Source organism: Leisingera sp. S2M4, from assembly GCF_055398055.1.
This window is the reverse complement of sequence record NZ_AP040861.1, coordinates 3,350,797-3,370,357: the sequence shown is the minus strand read 5'-3', so window position 1 is coordinate 3,370,357 and position 19,561 is coordinate 3,350,797. Positions and strand designations below refer to the sequence as shown.

The 19,561-nt window shown below is 59.3% G+C and carries 14 protein-coding genes and 1 tRNA gene; 5 read left to right on the top strand and 10 right to left on the bottom strand.

Annotation, left to right across the window (positions count from 1 at the left end; all coding sequences use genetic code 11):
* Positions 1-117: 117 nt before the first annotated feature.
* The 3 genes from ACZ52D_RS16275 to ACZ52D_RS16265 form a co-directional block, all read right to left on the bottom strand.
* Positions 118-4,938: a beta strand repeat-containing protein gene (locus ACZ52D_RS16275; RefSeq protein WP_464442000.1), complete on the bottom strand. Its 4,821-nt coding sequence runs from the start codon at positions 4,936-4,938 to the stop codon at positions 118-120.
* 860 nt (positions 4,939-5,798) lie between these two features.
* Positions 5,799-5,875, bottom strand: a tRNA-Arg gene (locus tag ACZ52D_RS16270).
* 179 nt (positions 5,876-6,054) lie between these two features.
* On the bottom strand, positions 6,055-6,624 hold the full coding sequence (locus ACZ52D_RS16265; protein WP_369924135.1) for a peptidoglycan L,D-endopeptidase MepK: 570 nt from the start codon (positions 6,622-6,624) through the stop codon (positions 6,055-6,057).
* Between the two features lie 381 nt (positions 6,625-7,005).
* On the opposite strand from ACZ52D_RS16265, the gene ACZ52D_RS16260 reads away from it, so the two are divergent.
* From ACZ52D_RS16260 to ACZ52D_RS16245, 4 genes are read left to right on the top strand one after another with little or no spacing between them, the layout of a single operon-like run.
* Positions 7,006-8,607 (top strand): L,D-transpeptidase family protein, encoded by a 1,602-nt coding sequence (locus tag ACZ52D_RS16260; RefSeq protein WP_464441998.1) that lies wholly within the window; start codon positions 7,006-7,008, stop codon positions 8,605-8,607.
* Positions 8,608-8,645: 38 nt separating this feature from the next.
* Positions 8,646-9,719 carry a UDP-3-O-(3-hydroxymyristoyl)glucosamine N-acyltransferase gene (gene lpxD / locus ACZ52D_RS16255; protein ID WP_464441997.1) on the top strand — a complete coding sequence of 358 codons (1,074 nt, stop codon included), beginning with the start codon at positions 8,646-8,648 and terminating at the stop codon, positions 9,717-9,719.
* A 48-nt stretch (positions 9,720-9,767) separates the two neighbouring features.
* The gene (locus ACZ52D_RS16250) at positions 9,768-10,025 is read left to right on the top strand and encodes an acyl carrier protein (protein ID WP_222453005.1); all 258 of its coding nucleotides are present in this window, start codon (positions 9,768-9,770) and stop codon (positions 10,023-10,025) included.
* Positions 10,026-10,031: 6 nt separating this feature from the next.
* Positions 10,032-11,240: a beta-ketoacyl-[acyl-carrier-protein] synthase family protein gene (locus ACZ52D_RS16245; RefSeq protein ID WP_222453006.1), complete on the top strand. Its 1,209-nt coding sequence runs from the start codon at positions 10,032-10,034 to the stop codon at positions 11,238-11,240.
* 78 nt (positions 11,241-11,318) lie between these two features.
* Here the strand turns inward: ACZ52D_RS16245 and ACZ52D_RS16240 are convergent, their stop codons facing one another.
* Positions 11,319-11,975, bottom strand: a complete 657-nt coding sequence (locus ACZ52D_RS16240; RefSeq protein WP_464441996.1) for an invasion associated locus B family protein — start codon at positions 11,973-11,975, stop codon at positions 11,319-11,321.
* Between the two features lie 535 nt (positions 11,976-12,510).
* On the opposite strand from ACZ52D_RS16240, the gene ACZ52D_RS16235 reads away from it, so the two are divergent.
* Positions 12,511-14,055: a helicase HerA-like domain-containing protein gene (locus ACZ52D_RS16235; protein WP_464443146.1), complete on the top strand. Its 1,545-nt coding sequence runs from the start codon at positions 12,511-12,513 to the stop codon at positions 14,053-14,055.
* 93 nt (positions 14,056-14,148) lie between these two features.
* On the opposite strand, the gene ACZ52D_RS16230 is transcribed toward ACZ52D_RS16235, so the two are convergent.
* The 6 genes from ACZ52D_RS16230 to ACZ52D_RS16205 all read right to left on the bottom strand — a co-directional run bounded on the left by ACZ52D_RS16230 (position 14,149) and on the right by ACZ52D_RS16205 (position 19,560).
* Positions 14,149-15,471, bottom strand: coding sequence for a branched-chain amino acid ABC transporter permease (locus ACZ52D_RS16230; RefSeq protein WP_464441994.1), 1,323 nt, complete (start codon positions 15,469-15,471; stop codon positions 14,149-14,151).
* The gene (locus ACZ52D_RS16225) at positions 15,468-16,478 is read right to left on the bottom strand and encodes a branched-chain amino acid ABC transporter permease (RefSeq protein WP_222453010.1); all 1,011 of its coding nucleotides are present in this window, start codon (positions 16,476-16,478) and stop codon (positions 15,468-15,470) included. The genes ACZ52D_RS16230 and ACZ52D_RS16225 overlap by 4 nt, the downstream gene beginning before the upstream one ends.
* Before the next feature lie 3 nt (positions 16,479-16,481).
* Positions 16,482-17,195, bottom strand: coding sequence for an ABC transporter ATP-binding protein (locus ACZ52D_RS16220; protein WP_222453011.1), 714 nt, complete (start codon positions 17,193-17,195; stop codon positions 16,482-16,484).
* Positions 17,196-17,282: 87 nt separating this feature from the next.
* On the bottom strand, positions 17,283-18,065 hold the full coding sequence (locus ACZ52D_RS16215) for an ABC transporter ATP-binding protein (RefSeq protein WP_369924125.1): 783 nt from the start codon (positions 18,063-18,065) through the stop codon (positions 17,283-17,285).
* 95 nt (positions 18,066-18,160) lie between these two features.
* Positions 18,161-19,354: an ABC transporter substrate-binding protein gene (locus ACZ52D_RS16210; RefSeq protein WP_464441992.1), complete on the bottom strand. Its 1,194-nt coding sequence runs from the start codon at positions 19,352-19,354 to the stop codon at positions 18,161-18,163.
* A complete protein-coding gene (locus ACZ52D_RS16205) occupies positions 19,351-19,560 on the bottom strand; it encodes a hypothetical protein (RefSeq protein ID WP_464441990.1) in 210 nt (69 codons plus the stop codon). The genes ACZ52D_RS16210 and ACZ52D_RS16205 overlap by 4 nt, the downstream gene beginning before the upstream one ends.
* Position 19,561: the final 1 nt, after the last annotated feature.

Here is a 19,561-nt window from a genome sequence, read left to right as displayed (position 1 = left end):
CGGACATCTTTCTGAGCTTCTTGCGCCGCTCCACTGACAGATATTTCATGTGGAGCGGCGCCGTGATGAAAAAGTGTTGCAAGACGTAACTTCAAGCCATCGCGGTGTCCTGCTGGTTCAAGTGAAAAGGAAATGATCCGCGTCATTCAACTCGGCAACCGTCGTGCTTTCTACCAGCACAGTGGTTGAGCCGAAGGAGAGCAATACATCGTTGCCATCTTGCGAAAACGTTACCTGCGACAAAGACTTTGCCCCACGAATGATTTCAATCAAATCGTTTCCTTGGCCGAAGTCTGTGATCGTATCGTTTCCGTGATCGCGACCAAATACAAAAGTGTCCGCTCCAAATCCTCCGGTCAGTAAATCATCTCCTTTCCCCCCTTTGAGTGTGTCTCTACCTTTACCGCCTGCAATCACATCGTCGTCGAGGCGACCTAGGAGCAAGTCGTTACCCGTTCCACCTTCAAGGGTGTCGTTTCCTTTGCCTCCGTAGAGAGCGTCTTCGTCCTTGCCGCCCACGAGAAGGTCGTTACCTCTCCAGCCATGAAGGCTGTCGGATCCGGTGTTGCCCTTAAGAGAGTCGTGCCCCAAGCCTCCGACTATACTGTCCTCGCCTTCGCCGCCGGTTAAAGCGTCATCGCCGTAGCGCCCGCGCATTTCATCATCATCGGAGGTTCCTACCTGGTGGAGGTCGCCATATCGGATTGCGGTAGTGCCCTCACTGAAGGCGACCTCGGTAGTTCCCCCGCCATCAAGATAACTAGCTTCTGTGGTAATGGTGGCTCCTACGTCTTCTTCGGACAGAGTGTAGGTGTCGCCGGTCGCTCCGGCAATGTCGACGCCATCGCGTTTCCACTGGTAGGAAATGCTTCCAAGCCCATCTTCGTCCGCGAGAGTGTTTGTCGCGGTCAAAGTTTGGCCTTGTGTTGCTGCTCCGGCGATGATGACGGATCCGGTCGGATCGTCGTTGACGTTGGTCACGGTGGCCGTTGCGGCACTGGTCACGCTCTCGGTTGTGCCTTCACCATCGGTATAGCTGGCGGCGACGGTGATGACCGCGCCGACATCGTCCTGGGTGAGCGTGTAGGTGCTGCCGCCCGCGCCGCTGATGTCGGCGCCATCGCGTTGCCACTGGTAAGCGATCGTGCCCAGCCCGTCTTCATCTGCCAGGGTGTTGGCCGTCGTGAGAGTTTGATCTTCAGCAGCGGTTCCTACGATACTGACGGAGCCGGTCGGATCGTCGTTGACGTTGGTCACGGTGGCCGTTGCGGCACTGGTCACGCTCTCGGTTGTGCCTTCACCATCGGTATAGGTTGCTGCCACGGTGATGACCGCGCCGACATCGTCCTGGGTAAGCGTGTAGGTGCTGCCGTTCGCGCCGCTAATGTCGACGCCATCGCGTTTCCACTGGTAAGCGATCGTGCCCAGCCCGTCTTCATCTGCCAGGGTGTTGGCCGTCGTGAGAGTTTGATCTTCAGCAGCGGTTCCTACGATACTGACGGAGCCGGTCGGATCGTCGTTGACGTTGGTCACGGTGGTCGTTGCGGCACTGGTCACGCTCTCGGTTGTGCCTTCACCGTCGGTATAGCTGGCGGCGACGGTGATGACCGCGCCGACATCGTCCTGGGTAAGCGTGTAGGTGCTGCCGTTCGCGCCGCTAATGTCGACGCCATCGCGTTTCCACTGGTAAGCGATCGTGCCCAGCCCGTCTTCATCTGCCAGGGTGTTGGCCGCCGTGAGTGTTTGGTCTTCGGCGGCGGTTCCGGCGATGGTGACGGATCCGGTCGGATCGTCGTTGACGTTGGTCACGGTGGCCGTTGCGGCACTGGTCACGCTCTCGGTCGTGCCTTCATCATCGGTATAGCTGGCGGCGACGGTGATGACCGCGCCTACATCGTCCTGGGTAAGCGTGTAGGTGCTGCCGTTCGCGCCGCTGATGTCGGCGCCATCGCGTTTCCACTGGTAAGCGATCGTGCCCAGCCCGTCTTCATCTGCCAGGGTGTTGGCCGTCGTGAGAGTTTGATCTTCAGCAGCGGTTCCGGCGATGGTGACGGATCCGGTCGGATCGTCGTTGACGTTGGTCACGGTGGCCGTTGCGGCACTGGTCACGCTCTCGGTTGTGCCTTCACCATCGGTATAGGTTGCTGCCACGGTGATGACCGCGCCGACATCGTCCTGGGTAAGCGTGTAAGTGCTGCCACTTGCGCCGCTGATGTCGCCGCCATCGCGTTTCCACTGGTAAGCGATCGTGCCCAGCCCGTCTTCATCTGCCAGGGTGTTGGCTGCCGTGAGAGTTTGATCTTCGGCAGCGGTTCCGGCGATGGTGACGGATCCGGTCGGATCGTCGTTGACGTTGGTCACGGTGGCCGTTGCGGCACTGGTCACGCTCTCGGTTGTGCCTTCACCATCGGTATAGGTTGCTGCCACGGTGATGACCGCGCCGACATCGTCCTGGGTAAGCGTGTAAGTGCTGCCACTTGCGCCGCTGATGTCGACGCCATCGCGTTTCCACTGGTAAGTGATCGTGCCCAGCCCGTCTTCATCTGCCAGGGTGTTGGCTGCCGTGAGAGTTTGATCTTCGGCAGCGGTTCCGGCGATGGTGACGGATCCGGTCGGATCGTCGTTGACGTTGGTCACGGTGGCCGTTGCGGCACTGGTCACGCTCTCGGTTGTGCCTTCACCATCGGTATAGGTTGCTGCCACGGTGATGACCGCGCCGACATCGTCCTGGGTAAGCGTGTAGGTGCTGCCACTTGCGCCGCTGATGTCGACGCCATCGCGTTTCCACTGGTAAGTGATCGTGCCCAGCCCGTCTTCATCTGCCAGGGTGTTGGCTGCCGTGAGAGTTTGATCTTCGGCAGCGGTTCCGGCGATGGTGACGGATCCGGTCGGATCGTCGTTGACGTTGGTCACGGTGGCCGTTGCGGCACTGGTCACGCTCTCGGTTGTGCCTTCACCATCGGTATAGGTTGCTGCCACGGTGATGACCGCGCCGACATCGTCCTGGGTAAGCGTGTAGGTGCTGCCACTTGCGCCGCTAATGTCGACGCCATCGCGTTTCCACTGGTAAGTGATCGTGCCCAGCCCGTCTTCATCTGCCAGGGTGTTGGCTGCCGTGAGAGTTTGATCTTCGGCAGCGGTTCCGGCGATGGTGACGGATCCGGTCGGATCGTCGTTGACGTTGGTCACGGTGGCCGTTGCGGCACTGGTCACGCTCTCGGTTGTGCCTTCACCATCGGTATAGCTGGCGGCGACGGTGATGACCGCGCCGACATCGTCCTGGGTAAGCGTGTAAGTGTTGCCACTTGCGCCGCTGATGTCGGCGCCATCGCGTTTCCACTGGTAAGCGATAGTGCCCAGCCCGTCTTCATCTGCCAGGGTGTTGGCTGCTGTGAGAGTTTGATCTTCGGCAGCGGTTCCGGCGATGGTGACGGATCCGGTCGGATCGTCGTTGACGTTGGTCACGGTGGCCGTTGCGGCACTGGTCACGCTCTCGGTCGTGCCTTCACCATCGGTATAGGTTGCTGCCACGGTGATGACCGCGCCGACATCGTCCTGGGTAAGCGTGTAGGTGCTGCCACTTGCGCCGCTGATGTCGACGCCATCGCGTTTCCACTGGTAAGCGATCGTGCCCAGCCCGTCTTCATCTGCCAGGGTGTTGGCTGCCGTGAGAGTTTGATCTTCGGCAGCGGTTCCGACGATGGTGACGGATCCGGTCGGATCGTCGTTGACGTTGGTCACGGTGGCCGTTGCGGCACTGGTCACGCTCTCGGTTGTGCCTTCACCATCGGTATAGGTTGCTGCCACGGTGACGACCGCGCCGACATCGTCCTGGGTAAGCGTGTAGGTAACTCCGGTAGCGCCGGAAATATTGACGCCATCGCGTTGCCATTGGTAGGTAATCGTGCCAAGCCCGTCCTCATCCGCGAGTGTATGGGTGGCTGCGAGCGTTTGTTTCTCGGTGGCGTTTCCTACGATGGTGACGTTGCCTGTCGGATCGTCGTTAACGTTGGCGACCGGGGCAGTTCCTGCACTGGTTACGCTTTCGGTTGTACCTCCGCCATCGGTGTAACTAGCTACGACCGTTATTGTCGCGCCGACATCTTCTTGGCTCAGGGCATATGTGCTTGCAGTGGCTGCGGTTATGTCGACACCATCGCGTTGCCACTGATAAGTGACCGAGCCAAGCCCGTCCTCGTCCGCCAGAGAATTGGTGGCGGTCAAAACTTGATCCTCGGCAGCGGTGCCGACAATGTTGACGCTGCCTGTGGGCGCGTCGTTAACGTTGGTCACAGCTGCTGTGGCGGAGCTGGTGACGCTTTCGGGGTTACCGGCGTTATCAGTGTAGCTGGCTGTTACTGTGATTGCAGCGCCGACATCGGTTTGGGTGAGGGTATAGGTGCTGCCGTTTGCCCCGCTGATGTCGACACCATCACGTTTCCATTGATATGAAATCGTGCCTACGCCATCCGCGTCCGAAATTGAATTGGACGCGGTGAGTGTTTGCCCCTCAGACGCCGTCCCTGATATAGTAACGGAACCAGTCGGGGGCTGGTTAATTGGTGGTGTGTAAAAACTTGAGTAGGCGTACTGAGAAAGCGCTGTGCTAGACGCGACGGTAAAAGTTGTGCCGTTCACGAATGTGTCATACGCGGTAGCATCAAGTGGCACAACAATTCCACCTGAGTTTCCTACGCCTGCCATCCAGACGGCTTGGCCACCGTTGCTTAACGTAAATTCGTATAGCGAATACGGGCCATTATAAGCAGTCGAACCAGATGGGATGCCGGTATAGGTGAACTCAGTATTCGCTCCGACGTCCACAGTCGAGTTTTCATCGCCAATGGTCGCATCACGTGCGCCTCCCATCACTAAGGGGTTGCTAGCGAAGCTGCTCCATACACTTTCCCAAGTGGCGAATACGACAAAATCAGACATAAGAAATACTCACTGTATAAGTTGAATTCGATGGTTCAGTGAAAAATTCACTGTGGCGGGTTGGGGGTTACTGGATCAAAGGGTCTGTGTGCCGGCCCGGTTGCAGCAAGCGGATCGGATTGACGCGGTTGGGCGTACTGTACGCAGTAAGGAGCTCGGCCTGGAGAACGCCAGAGTTGTCCAGTTCGCTTTGGTGAAAGCTATTGAGACGAGTTCGGAAAGGGGCATTGCACCTCCGGAAACATACTTAACCAATCTACTTCGGCACACGCACCCGTAAGGTTTCGAGGCTTCGCTAGGAAAGAAAAGATTTCCAAGCGCCAGCGCATCTCGACCATATGGCGGCGAGTACGTGATCACGGCGTTTGGACCTAACCGCTTAGGTTAAGCATTTCGACAAGCTGGATCAGGCCTGTCCGTCTTCAAACAAAGCAAAGGCTACACCTTCTCAGGTTGTGAAGCAAGTTCACAAATCAAGTACTTTTCCTGCAGGTGAGTACAGCGATATGCGGTTTTACTCTTTCACGTTTTGTTCACGTTGTGTCTTGTGAAAAAAAACACCTGAACCCACTGAATTCTGGAAGTTTTCGTGAGATTTAGGTTCTGGCGCCGCAAGGCGTGGGGGTTCAAGTCCCTTCACCCGCACCATAACTTCATATTCTCTCGAAGAATTTCTCGCCCGCGTCACGCCCCCCTTTGGCGTGGCCAGGCGCCGGTAAGTATTTCCTCGGACGGCGGGTCGAGTTTGGGAAACGGTTCGCTCACCATGTAAAGGCGCCTGCGCGTGCATAGTCGAAACGCTGTGCGCCAGGTCTCGATAGGCGAGCCTGATAACAGAATCTTATCTGTAGGGTGAAAAATGGCGCACCTGAGAGGATTCGAACCTCTGGCCTCTGCCTTCGGAGGGCAGCGCTCTATCCAGCTGAGCTACAGGTGCGTCGTTAAGGCGGGGTATAGCGGTGCTTCGAAGTTGCTGCAATCGAAAAAAAGTGCTGGTTTCCAAAAACATCGCAACGGTCGGCGTGAGGCGGGTTATCAAGCTGAAAAAACAAAAGCCCGCACGTGGAACGCGCGGGCCGTTCGGGCTCTGGAAAGTTCAAGGTGCAGTTCTGGCAGTCAGCCGCGCCAAGTGCGAACGACGCCGCAATCCATGTGAACGAAGTTCGAGCGGTAGTATTTGCCGACGCCGCCTGCGCGGCAGGCTTCGGCGGCACTTGCCATCTGCGATACCGAGCGGGACGCCAGCCGAAGGTCCGCGGCCTGGCCGCGCATGTGCAGGGACTTCTTGGCGACGCCGCGGGAGCGGCTGCGCAGCATCGCGTTCGTCTTGGGGCTGCGATAGCCGGACAGCAGCAGATAGGGTTCATTCACGTCCAGGAGGTTATGCGACGCAGCCATGATGTCGATGGTGCGAAGGTCGATTTCCTTGACCTGGTCCGTCCGCCAATCGCGCATGAAATGGTTCACTTCACGCAGGGCTTCCTTGATGTATTTTCCGTCAATCCAATACACCATGTCCAGCCGTTCGCCGGTGCGACCGGAGTACATTCGGATGCGCCGGATGTCCCCGCCGCCGCGGAGAAAGCCTGCTGCATTGGAGAAGGTCGGAGCTGCCGCAACCGCGGTTGCTGCAAAAACACCCAAAAGAGAACGCCGGGAAAATCCCGTGCCCGCGGTTCCTGCCATGTTTCTACGTCGTCCCGTACGATTTGTGATCTTGCCTGAGTACCCGATGTTACGGGCCCGTTAACCTTCCTGATCGTTAACGTGCGGCTTGTATGACACAGCCGCCAATTTGTTCCAACATTTCTTTGCCGGGGTGACGCTTCGGGGCGTATTTTCGGCGATTTTTTGCGCAAAAGGGGACGAGCATGGAACTTTTCCCCGCGACTGTTGCCTGTCGGCGTCATAGACGCGGCGCCGGTGCATCACGGTTAAGATTTCGTATTTTTGATTGGACATTCCGGGCTGGCATTTACCAGTCTTTCAGATAGGCACTGGCAAAACAGAACTTTAGGCAGATCAAGGATCGAGTACATCATGGCGGGCAGAGCTGCTGGAAAATTCATGCCGGGACTGAAGGCGGGCCTTTTTGCCCTTGCGCTCGGAGGCGCCATCGCAGGCAGCATGACCGTGCCAGCGGTGGCGGAAGTGCCGGCGGCTTTCCGCCAAGCAGTCGCTGAGGCGGCGTCCCAGTCCGAGGCTTTGGCGAGTTTCTACCGGGAAAACGGCTATGAGGCCATCTGGACCGGGCAGGACCAGGCCTCGCGGTTGCGCCGCAGCGCGTTGCTGACGGCGATGGGCGAAACAGCGGCGCACGGGCTGCCGGATCGCTCGGGTGAAGTGAACCGGTTGCTGCAACAGATGCGCGACGCCCAAACGATCCGCGACTTCGGCGAAGTAGAAGTGGCGCTGAGCCAGGCGCTGGTGAACTACGCGACCGATCTGCAGACCGGCATCCTCCAACCCCAAAGGATCGACGACGGCATCGTGCGCAAAAAGCACAGTGTCGATGCGAAAGAATTCCTTTTTGGCATCCGCGACAATCAACCTTTTGCCTTTATGCGCTCCTTGGTTCCCACATCATCGCAGTATCGTGCGTTGCAGCGCGAGAAGCTGCGCCTTGAAAAGCTGATCGCGGCCGGAGGCTGGGGGGCCACGGTGAATGCCAAGAAGCTGGAACCCGGTGACGAAGGGGCTGCTGTCGTGGCCTTGCGCAATCGGCTGATGGCGATGGGGTATCTGGGGCGTAGCGCTTCGGGACGCTATGACGCATCGTTGGAACGCGCTGTGCAGGCCTTCCAATCCGATCACGGACTGGCGGTTGATGGTGTGGCCGGGGCCGGAACCCTGGCCGAGGTGAATCGCCCCGCCAGCGATCGGCTGAAGTCGATCCTGGTTGCGATGGAGCGCGAACGCTGGCTGACTCCGGATCGTGGCGAACGTCACGTCCTCGTCAACCTAGCTGATTTTTCCGCCCAGATTATCGATGACGGTGATGTGACCTTTGAAACGCGGTCGGTGATTGGCAAGAACACGCATGACCGGCGTAGCCCTGAGTTCTCTGACGAGATGGAGCACATGGTCATCAACCCGAGCTGGTACGTGCCGCGCTCGATCATCACCAAGGAATATTTGCCGAAGCTGCGGAACAACCCCAATGCCGTCGGACACATTGAAATCACGGATCGGCGTGGCCGGGTGGTGAACCGCAGCTCGGCGGATTTTTCGCAGTACACTGCGCGGAACTTTCCCTATGCGATGCGACAGCCCCCGAGCCGCAGCAATGCGCTGGGGCTGGTGAAATTCATGTTCCCCAACAAGTACAATATCTACCTGCATGATACGCCGCAGAAGAGCCTTTTCGGTCGCGAAGTGCGGGCCTTCTCGCACGGCTGTATCCGTTTGGCGGAGCCGTTTGAATTTGCCTATGCTCTGCTGGCGCGACAAACCGAAGACCCGAAGGCCTTCTTCCACCGGATCCTGAACAGCGGCAAGGAGACCAAGGTGGTGCTGGAGAAGAAAGTGCCGGTTCATCTGATCTATCGCACCGCAATCGTGTCCAGTCTGGGACACGCCGAATTCCGTCGGGACGTATATGGACGTGACGCGAAGATCTGGGCGGCTCTGGAGCGGGCAGGGGTGGTGCTGCCTAGCGTTCAGGGGTAGATACCAAGCCCAAACAGGATTTTCCGAGAGGGCTTGCCATGTTTACCATCCGCCAGATCGCCGATGCCCTGGGGGCCGAAGCTCAGGGGGACCTGGAGCTGACCGTCAGTGGGGCCTCTGAGCCGCAAGATGCGAGTCCAGAGCACCTCGCCATGGCGATGGCCCCCAAATACGCAGAGAACCTGGCTGAGGGAAACGCGCAGGCCGCGATGCTGTGGGAAGGCGCGGATTGGCAAGCACTGGGCTTGCGGGCAGCGATCTTTGCACCGCGTCCGCGCATGGCCATGTCTGGCCTCACGGCCATGCTGGACCCCGGTCAGGGCTTTGACAGTGGCATTCACCCGAGCGCCGTTATCCACCCGACGGCTGAACTTGGCGCAGAGGTGTCGGTTGGCCCCTTCTGCGTAATCGGACCGCGCGCGCGCATTGGCGACGGTTCGGTCATCGGGCCGCAGTGTTTCATCGGCGCCGATGTCGTGATCGGTCGCGCGGCGCAGCTGCGGGAAATGGTGTCGATCGGAGCCCGTGCCACGATCGGCGACCGGTTCCGGGCACAGCCCGGCGCGAGAGTTGGCGGCGATGGCTTTTCCTATGTGACCCCCGAAGTGTCGGGTGTTGAAAACGCCCGCAAGTCCCTGGGCGACCAGGGCGAGGCCAAGGCGCAGAGCTGGGTGCGTATCCATTCCCTGGGTGCCGTCACCATTGGCGACGATGTCGAGCTGGGCAGCAACTGCACCATCGACAATGGCACCATTCGCGACACTGTGATTGGAAACGGCAGCAAGCTCGACAATCTGGTGCATGTGGGTCACAACACCCGGGTTGGCAATGACTGCCTGCTGTGCGGTCAGACCGGTATCTCCGGTTCGGTTGATATCGGAAACAACGTGGTCCTGGGCGGCCAATGCGGCGTGGCCGACAATCTCTTTATCGGCGATGGTGTGGTTGCCGGTGGCGGTACCAAGATCCTCTCGAATGTACCCGCAGGCCGTGTGATCATGGGCTATCCCGCTGTGAAGATGGACGCCCATACCGAGATGTACAAAGCGCAGCGCAGGTTGCCTCGATTGATGCGTGACATCGAATTGTTAAAAAAGGCTGTTTTCAAGTAACGATCCACTCACTACATCAGCCGCAGCCTAAAGATCGGGGATCACTTCATGAGCACGCAGGACAAGGTTATTGAAATCATTGCAGAACAAGCCGTTCTGGAGCCATCGGATGTAACCCTCGACAGCACACTCAGTGATCTGGGCATCGACAGCCTGGGGCTGGTGGAGTGCATTTTCGCGATTGAGGAAGAGTTCGATATTTCGATTCCCTTCAATGCCAATGAGCCGCAGGAGAGTGATTTCGACATCTCCAACGTGGCCGCCATCGTGGCGGGCATCGACAAGTTGATCTCCGAAAAGGTCTGAGCCGCGATGAAGCGTGTTGTCATTACCGGGGCCGGAACCATCAACGCCCTGGGCCATTCGGTGCCCGCAACACTGGAAGCGCTGCGTGAAGGCCGCTGCGGAATCGGGCCTCTCGAGTTTCGGGATGTCGACCGCCTGGCGATCAAGATCGGCGGCCAGGTGCGTGATTTCGATGCGGAAGGACGCTTCAATCGCCAGCAGCTCAGCCTTTATGACCGCTTCACCCAGTTTACTCTGACGGCGGCGCAGCAGGCGATCAGCCAGTCGGGGCTGGAATTCCATGGCGAACTGTCCGCCAAGGCTGGGGTCGTACTCGGAAATTCGGGCGGCGGCATGCAGACGCTGGATGAAAACTATCGCAGCGTCTACGAGGACGGCAAAAACCGTGTGCACCCCTTTGTGGTGCCGAAACTGATGAACAATGCCGCGGCCGGGCATGTGTCCATGCAGTATAACCTCAAGGGGCCAAGCTTTACGGTTTCCACGGCCTGTGCTTCATCGAACCATGCGATGTCGCAGGCGTTCCAGATGGTGCGCACGGGCATGAGCCCGGTGATGATCACCGGCGGCTCGGAGTCCATGTTGTGCTTTGGCGGGGTTAAGGCCTGGGAAGGTTTGCGGGTCATGTCCAAGGACGCCTGTCGCCCCTTCAGTGCCAACCGGAATGGAATGGTGCAGGGGGAGGGAGCCGGCATTTTCGTGTTTGAAGAATACGAACACGCCCGTGCCCGCGGTGCGGAAATCCTGTGTGAGGTGATTGGTTTCGCCATGACCTCCGACGCTTCCGACATCGTGATGCCCAGCAAACAAGGTGCGGCACGGGCGATTGCCGGTGCACTGCGGGATGCCGGAGTGGACAGGTCGGAAGTTGGCTACATCAATGCGCATGGCACCGGAACTGCGGCCAATGACAAGACCGAATGCGCGGCAGTCGCCGATGTGTTTGGCCCGCATGCCGACCGGCTGATGATCTCTTCGACCAAGTCGATGCACGGGCATCTGATTGGCGGCACCGGGGCGGTTGAGCTTCTGGCCTGCATCATGGCGCTGCGCGATGGCGTGATCGCACCCACGATCGGCTATGAAGAGCCCGACCCGGAGTGCGCCCTGGACGTCGTGCCGAACGAGGCGCGCGTCGCGCGCGTCGAGGTGGCCTTGTCCAACGCCTTTGCCTTTGGCGGGCTGAATTCGGTCCTCGCGCTGCGCAAGGTGTGATGTCGCAGTCCTGTCAAACTGAAAACGCCGCGGCCTCCTGAAGGGCGCGGCGTTTGAATTTGAAAATTGTGGTCGCGTTTACTGCTTGACCACATCCACCACATTGTAGCCTGCGGTGAACCCTTTCAGGGACAGATCCATTTCCACAACCTGGTCGGGGGCCGGGGCGGGGCGCAGAGACAGGACTGCTTTCTGGCCCTTCTTGAACGCGTCGATATCGCCCTGGGTGAGGCCAATCTGTGCCACGCAGCCCATCGGGTTGCAGAAGGAGTAGTTGTAGCGCTTGGCAGGCGCACCATCGACCGAAATGGTTAAGGCTGCCGGCAGCAGGGTCTCGAGCGGAACGATCACCGTGGCACCGGCGACGGCCTGACCGCCTTCCTGATCGATGCGGAACAGGGAGACTTCGGCAATCGGGTTGCCTTCGGGTCCGGTCAGAATTTGCAACAGTGAGCAGGGGTCGGTTTCGCCCTCGGTCTTGACGCAGGCAAGCTCCCAGTCGCCGTGGGTCTCCTTGGAGTAGCGCTGACCCAATTTCGGGCCATCCTCTACCGGCTGACCGAGATCCAGAAGGTTGTCGGCAGTGGAACCGCTCTGTTCACCCTGTTCGGTCTGTGCGTTCTGCTCTGTGCTGTCCTGCGCTTCGGTCGCATCGCTTGCGGCTTCTTGCGCGGCGAGCGGAGCTGCCATGGCAAGAACGGCTGCCAGCGTGATCGGGGTCAGGGACTTCAACATGAATGCCTCTTTTTTCTAAGGACGCTAACGATGCGTTTAACACGCTCCCAGACAGGTGTCAGGTCAATATGGGACGGCAAAGGAGGATTTCCGCCGAAGCCCCCTGAGGGCGAAGCTGCTGTCAGGTAACAAAAAAGGGAACCCAATGGCCCCCTTTTTCGTGTGTGCGTCTCCCCGTCGGACTGGCCGACTTAGTTATTGAGTAGGACGTTACGAAAGCGCTGAGCGCCGGTCAACACGCAAGTTCAAAAAAATCAGAAACCGACAGGGTTTGAGCGACAACTCTTCCGATATAGTAATTTTCAACACGAAGACCAGTCGTGATTGCCTAAAAAGAAGGCCGTGCACGAAGCACGGCCAGTCTGACAGGGAGGAAATGTCCGCTCCGGCAATCGCGTCCTCCGGAAACGGTCCTGTTCACTATGGCACCAAAAGGTTAACGCTGTATTATTATCCACAGGCGTTAAGGCCCAGGCGGCGCAGGACATTTGAAAGCTCACCGAAACAGGTGAGGGCAACAGGATTGGAACACGCTATGGCGGAATCGATTTTTTTGGGTGGCGGGGGCGAAGACTATAGTGCGCCGCAATCATTGGCTTTGAAGTATGCCAACCGCCACGGGCTGATTGCCGGGGCAACCGGCACTGGCAAGACCGTCACGCTGCAGATCCTTGCTGAAGGATTTTCCAACGCGGGCGTTCCGGTCATCCTGGCCGATGTGAAGGGAGATCTCTCTGGCTTGGCGAAATCTGGCAGCCCCCAGCACAAGTTGCACGGGGCCTTTGGCGAACGGGCGGCCAAGATCGGCTTTCCTGACTACAGCTATCATGCCTGCCCGGTGACCTTCTGGGATCTTTACGGCGAACAGGGCCATCCGGTCCGCACGACCGTTGCCGAAATGGGGCCATTGCTGTTGTCGCGTTTGCTTGAGCTGAGCGAAGCGCAGGAAGGGATTTTGAATATCGCGTTCAGACTGGCGGACGAGCAGGGATTGCCGCTTCTGGATCTGAAGGATCTGCAAGCGCTGCTGGTTTGGATCGGAGAAAATCGCGATAAGTTGTCGTTGCGCTACGGCAATGTTTCGACGTCCTCCATCGGGGCGATTCAGCGTCGTCTTCTGGTCTTGGAAAACCAGGGCGGCACCCGCCTGTTCGGTGAGCCGGCGCTGGAGCTGAGCGATCTTATGCGCTGTGATGCAGACGGGCGGGGAATGGTCAATATCTTGGCCGCGGATCGGCTGATGGCTGCACCCGGTTTATATGCGACGTTCCTGCTTTGGTTGCTGAGCGAGCTGTTTGAGGAACTGCCGGAGGTTGGCGACCCCGAGAAGCCGCGTTTGGTCTTTTTCTTTGACGAAGCCCACCTGTTGTTCGAGGATGCGCCAAAGGCGTTGATCGACAAGGTGGAACAGGTGGCCCGACTGATCCGCTCCAAGGGCGTTGGCATCTATTTCATCACTCAGAATCCGGCCGACGTGCCCGAAGATATCCTGGGCCAGCTGGGCAACCGCATTCAGCATGCACTGCGCGCCTTTACCGCGCGGGACCGCAAGAACCTTCGACTTGCAGCGGAAACCTACCGGGAGAACCCGCGCTTCTCGACCGAGGATGCAATCCGGGAAGTTGGCGTGGGCGAGGCGGTCACCTCGATGCTGCAGAAGAAGGGGGTTCCGGGCGTTGTCGAACGCACGCTCATTCGTCCGCCCAGTTCCCAGCTGGGGCCGATAACCGCGCAGGAACGGGCCGCTTTCCTGCAGGCATCTGATATGGCAGGAAAATATGACGCGCTCAAAGATCGCCGCTCGGCATATGAGATTCTCGCCCAGCGGGCCGAAGTTGCCGCCAAGGCTGCAGAGGAGGCCGAGACGGCCGCGGAAGAGGCGGATGAACCGATGTCGCGGGAATTCAACGCAGCCCGACGCTACAGTGGTACAAGGGTCAGCCGGTCCACGGCACGCCCCCAACGTCAGAAGGATACGTTTTCGTCGGCCATGTCGCAGGCTGTGATCAAGGAACTGAAAGGAACCACCGGGCGCCGCATCGTGCGGGGCATCCTGGGAAGTCTTTTCAAGGGGCGCTGACGTTCGGCGCCTATTCACCCGCCCAGCGCTGGCGCGGATACAGAACCCACAAATGAGAAACGCCGCCCGGATCTGTCCGGGCGGCGTTTGTTGTTACTTCTCAGGGATCAGTCCTCGGGGACTGAACCTGAGGACAAGCAGCAATATCAAGCCCATTGTCAGCAGACGCATATGGGAAGCGCTTTCCAGCAGATGCGCCTTCAGTGGGCTGCCATCGGCCATGCCGGAGGTGATCGCTTCGATCAGCAGGATGCCCATCGGCTCCACCTTGATCCAGAAGAACCAGATCAGCATGCCGCCCAGAACCGCGCCAAAGTTGTTGCCGGAACCACCGACGATCACCATCACCCAGATCAGGAAGGTGAAGCGCAGCGGGTTGTAGGTGCCCGGCGTCAGCTGGCTGTCAAGGGTGGTCATCATGGCCCCGGCCAAGCCGCAGATCGCCGAACCCAGCACGAAGATCTGCAGGTGACGACGAGTGACATCCTTGCCCATCGCCTCGGCGGCGACTTCATTGTCGCGAATTGCACGCATCATCCGGCCCCAGGGACTCTTGAGAGCCATCTGGGCCATCCAGAGCAGCACAAGCAGCACCACCGTGAACATCACAGCGTAGCCGGCCTTGACGTAGATGGTCGAGGCTACCACCGGGTCAAGTCCGAGCCCGGTCGCCTTCTCGACAAAGGAGGGGTCGTTCTGCAGATCCACTTCATAGGGCAGCGGGCGCGGCAGGCCCACGACGTTCTTCACGCCGCGCGACAGCCAGTCTTCGTTCTTCAGCACCGCAATGATGATCTCCGCGATGCCCAGCGTTGCAATCGCGAGGTAGTCCGACCGCAACCCCAAGGCGGTTTTGCCAATCAGCCAGGCGGCACCTGCGGCCAACAGTCCACCTGCGGGCCAGGCCAGAAGCACCGGCAGGCCGAGGCCGCCAATATTGCCCTGAAGCGCCGGGTTGATTTCTTCGATGGCACTTACGGCCGGGTCAAAAATTGCCCGGTAGACGAAAAAGCCCGCGATCAGAACAACGGTGAGCACCAGTGCTCTCGGTTTGCCCGCCGGCATGACCTTGGTGATCATTACGGCGGCGGCGATGGTCAGTGCGCCCAACACCAGCGCGGTGACGATACCGAAGCCGCCTGCAGTCCAGGCTTCAGGAATAACGGGAGTCGCGGTGAGGACCACCGCCAGACCGCCCAGCGCGGTAAAGCCCATGATGCCGACGTTGAACAGACCGGCAAAGCCCCATTGGATGTTTACACCAATCGCCATGATGGCCGAGATCAGCCCCATGTTCAGGATCACCAGCGCCGAGTTCCACGAGCCGGAGAAGAACAGGGCGTCCGTCGCCCCCTCCAGCAGGATCAGCACGCCAACAAGCGCAAACAGCAGTGTATGTTTCAGGGTTTCACTCATACCGCTTTTCCCTTGAAGAGGCCGGTAGGCTTGAACAGAAGGACGACGATCAGGATCGCGAAGGAAACCGCGAACTTGTAATCGGTGCTCAGGAGTTGGACCAACCCATCAGGCGCCAGATGATCCGGCAGCACGTAGGCCAGAACCTTCTTCCAGGCATATGTGATCGTGACCTCCGAAAACGCGATGATGAAGCCTCCGGCAATCGCGCCCAGCGGGCTGCCAAGGCCGCCCACGATGGCTGCGGCAAAGATGGGCAGCAGCAGTTGGAAATAGGTGAAGGGTTTGAACGACTTGTCGAGCCCGTAGAGCACGCCGGCAATGGTCGCAAGCGCTGCGACGATCATCCAAGTGTACATCACTACGCGCTCCGGGTTGATGCCGGACAGCAGCGCCAGATCCTCGTTATCGGAGTAGGCGCGCATGGATTTTCCGGTTCGGGTCTTGTTCAGGAACCAGAACAGCAGCGCCACCACGATCACGGCGGTGATCACGGTGATGCCTTGGGTGGTCTTGATCGCCAGCCCTTCCTCCAGTCCGGTCATTTCCTTGAAGGCGCGCGCCTTGATGATGAAACGTTCGCCGTCTGCAAAACGCTGGTCGCCAGGGCCGATGATGAAGCGGACAAGCCCGTTCATCATGAACATGACGCCCAATGACACCATGACGAAAATCACCGGCTTGGCTTTCTGCTGGCGATAGAACCGATAGACGGTCCTGTCTGTAAACAGCATCAGGCCGATGGTGCCGAGAATGCCAAACGGCAGTGCGAGCAGGGCGGTGGGCAATACGCCAAAGGTGATGCCCATCGCTTGGAACCCCCAGGTCACCAGGATGGTCAGCATCGCACCAAAGGCCATGGTGTCGCCATGGGCGAAGTTGGAAAACCGCAAGATCCCGTAGATCAACGTGACCCCGAGCGCCCCGAGCGCGAGCTGGCTGCCATAGGCCAGGCCGGGAACGATGACGAAATTGGTAAGCGCCACTAGGGCGTTAAGAAGGTCCATACCTCAGCCCCCCAGGAAGGATTTGCGCACTTCCGGATCTTCCAGAAGTTCTTTTCCGGTGCCGGTATAGGCGTTGCGCCCCTGCACCAGCACATAGCCCTTGTCAGCGATTTCAAGCGCTTGCTTGGCGTTCTGTTCCACCATCAGGATCGGCAACCCGGTGCGGGCGACTTCGATGATCCGGTCGAACAGCTCATCCATCACGATGGGGGAGACGCCTGCGGTTGGTTCGTCCAGCATCAGCACCTTGGGCTTGGTCATCAACGCGCGGCCCACGGCCACCTGCTGGCGCTGGCCGCCGGAGAGCTCGCCGGCCGGCTGGTTGCGCTTGTCGCGCAAGATCGGGAACAGGTCATAGACCTGTTCCATCGTGTCCCGGAAATCATCGGTACGAATAAAGGCACCCATTTCCAGGTTTTCTTCCACCGTCATCGAGGTGAAGATATTGCTGGTCTGCGGCACGAACCCCATTCCCTTGACCACCCGATCCTGTGGCGACAGGGTGGTGATATCCTCGCCGTCAAGTCGCACTGAGCCCGAGCGCACGTTCAGCATCCCGAACACGGCCTTCATTGCGGTCGATTTGCCAGCCCCGTTCGGGCCGACGATCACGGCGATCTCGCCTGGGTTCACGGCGATGGTGCACTCATGCAGGATGTCCGGCCCCTTGCCGTAACCGCCTGTCATGGTGTCGCCGATCAGAAACGGTTCAGACATCTCCCGCCCCTTTCATCTTTCTGGAAATACTCCGGGGGAGCCGCGAAGCGGCGGGGGCAGAGCCCCAACATACGATTGCTCCGGCCATCATGCTTCCAGTTTGTCTTTGTTCTTCAGGCCGGTGCCCAGATAGGCCTCGATCACCTGCTCGTTTGCCTTGATCTCGTCCAGCGTGCCCTCGGCCAGCTTCTTGCCCTCGGCCATGCAGATCACCGGGTCGCACAGACGACCGATGAATTCCATGTCGTGCTCGATCACCACGAAGGTATAGCCGCGCTCCTCGTTCAGGCGCTTGATGGCATCGGCAATGGTGTACAGCAGCGTGCGGTTCACGCCGGCCCCGACCTCGTCGAGGAACACGATCTTGGCGTCCACCATCATCGTGCGGCCCAGTTCCAGGAGCTTTTTCTGGCCACCCGACACCTGGCCTGCCTTGAGGTCGGCAATGTGGCTGATGGTCAGGAACTCCAGCACCTCATCTGCCTTGGCACGCAGGGCGCGCTCCTCGTCGGCAATCCGCTTGCGTCCGAACCAGGTGTTCCAAAGGCTTTCGCCGGACTGAGCGCCCGGAACCATCATCAGGTTCTCGCGGCAGGTCATCGAGGAAAACTCATGCGCGATCTGAAAGGTGCGCAACAATCCCTTGTGGAACAGCTCATGCGGCGGCAGGCCGGTGATGTCCTCACCGTCCATGGTGACCCGGCCGGATGTCGGTTCGAGTACGCCTGCTATGACGTTGAAAAGTGTGGTCTTTCCGGCACCATTCGGGCCGATCAGACCAGTTATGGACCCCTTGGCGATTTCCAGCGAGGCGCCGTCCACCGCGTGGAACCCGCCGAAGTGCTTGTGCAAGTCCTCGACGACGATCATGTCATTCATCCCCTACCGCGTTTTCGCGGCTTTCAATTTGGAACAGCCCGGGCGTAACCCGGGCTGATCGTTCTTCGTTGATTTTCAACAGCTTATCAGCGGAAGCGCAGGGTTTCGTTCTTACCGTCGCGAACTTCGATCTCGCGGTAAGATCCAGCGCTTTCACCCGGGCCGATCAGCTCAACACCAGTGGCGCCCTGATAATCGATCTCGCCGCCGTTGGCGAGGATCTCCAGCGCCTTGCCCAGTTCGCCGGGGTTGATCGGCTCACCGGGGGCGTTGGCCACATCAAGGATCTTGCCAACATAGTCGGCCGGTTCGGTGGAGTTTGCAGCCTGCATGGCCAGCAGGAGCAGCGCCGCCGCATCATAGGATTCCGACGAATAGGCCGAAGTGCCGTCAAAGCCGACTTCCTTTGCCATCTCGGCAAAAATTTCAGCACCCTTGCTGTCGGAACCGGCGATCTGACCGAAAGAACCGTCCAGATCGGGACCGATATTCTTGGGCAGGGATTCACCGATCATGCCGTCGGGCAGACCGAAGGTGTCAAAGGCACCGCTGTCCAGCGCTCCCTGGATGATGCCGAGACCGCCCTGATCCAGGTAGCCCGCGACAACCAGAACATCACCGCCGGCAGACGCCAGGGCGCCGACTTCGGCGGAGTAGTCGCCTTTGCCGTCTTCATGCGCGGTCACGATGGTGACGGTGCCACCCGCGGCTTCGAACGCCGACTGGATCGAGTCCGCCAGACCTTTGCCGTAGTCGTTGTTGGTGTAGGTCAGCGCGATCGACTCGACGCCGCGATCCTTCAGGATTTCCGCCATGATCTCGCCCTGACGTGCGTCAGACGGGGTGGTGCGGAAAAACAGGCCGTTGTCTTCCATCGAGGTCAAGCCGGGAGAGCTTGCCGAGGGAGAGATCATCACCATGCCGTTGGGCAGCGCAACGTTCTGAAGCACGGCGCCGGTCACGCCGGAGCAGTCACCGCCGATGATGCCGCTTACACCTTCAGCCAGCAGTTTTTCAGCGTTGGCGGTCGCAAGGCCGTTATCGATGCAGCCGGTATCCGCCCGCACGGGGGTTACCTTTGCACCATCCAGGAGCTTGCCCGATTCGGTGACTTCTTCCATCGCCATTTCGGCGCCTTGCGCCATGGACGGCGTCAGCGATTCGATGGGTCCGGTAAAGCCGAACAGAACGCCCAGTTTCACTTCCTTGGCGTGGCCATCGGCAAACGCGGTGCCTGCGGTCAATGCGGCAGCGGCCGTGGCCATCAGCAGCTTTTTCATTTGAGTACTCCCTCATCTTGGAACAAAATGTTCACATCGGACCCTAGGCATGCCGGAAAAAAAAGAAAAGTCTTATTGACCGGCTTCATAGTCCCAAGATCGTCCTTGGTGCGCTGGCCCTCCGTCAGTTCCCCTGAGACAGCGCCGCTTGGCTCTACAGCGGAAACGTCAGAAGGAAAAGTTGGAAATGCGTCAAAAAGCGGCATT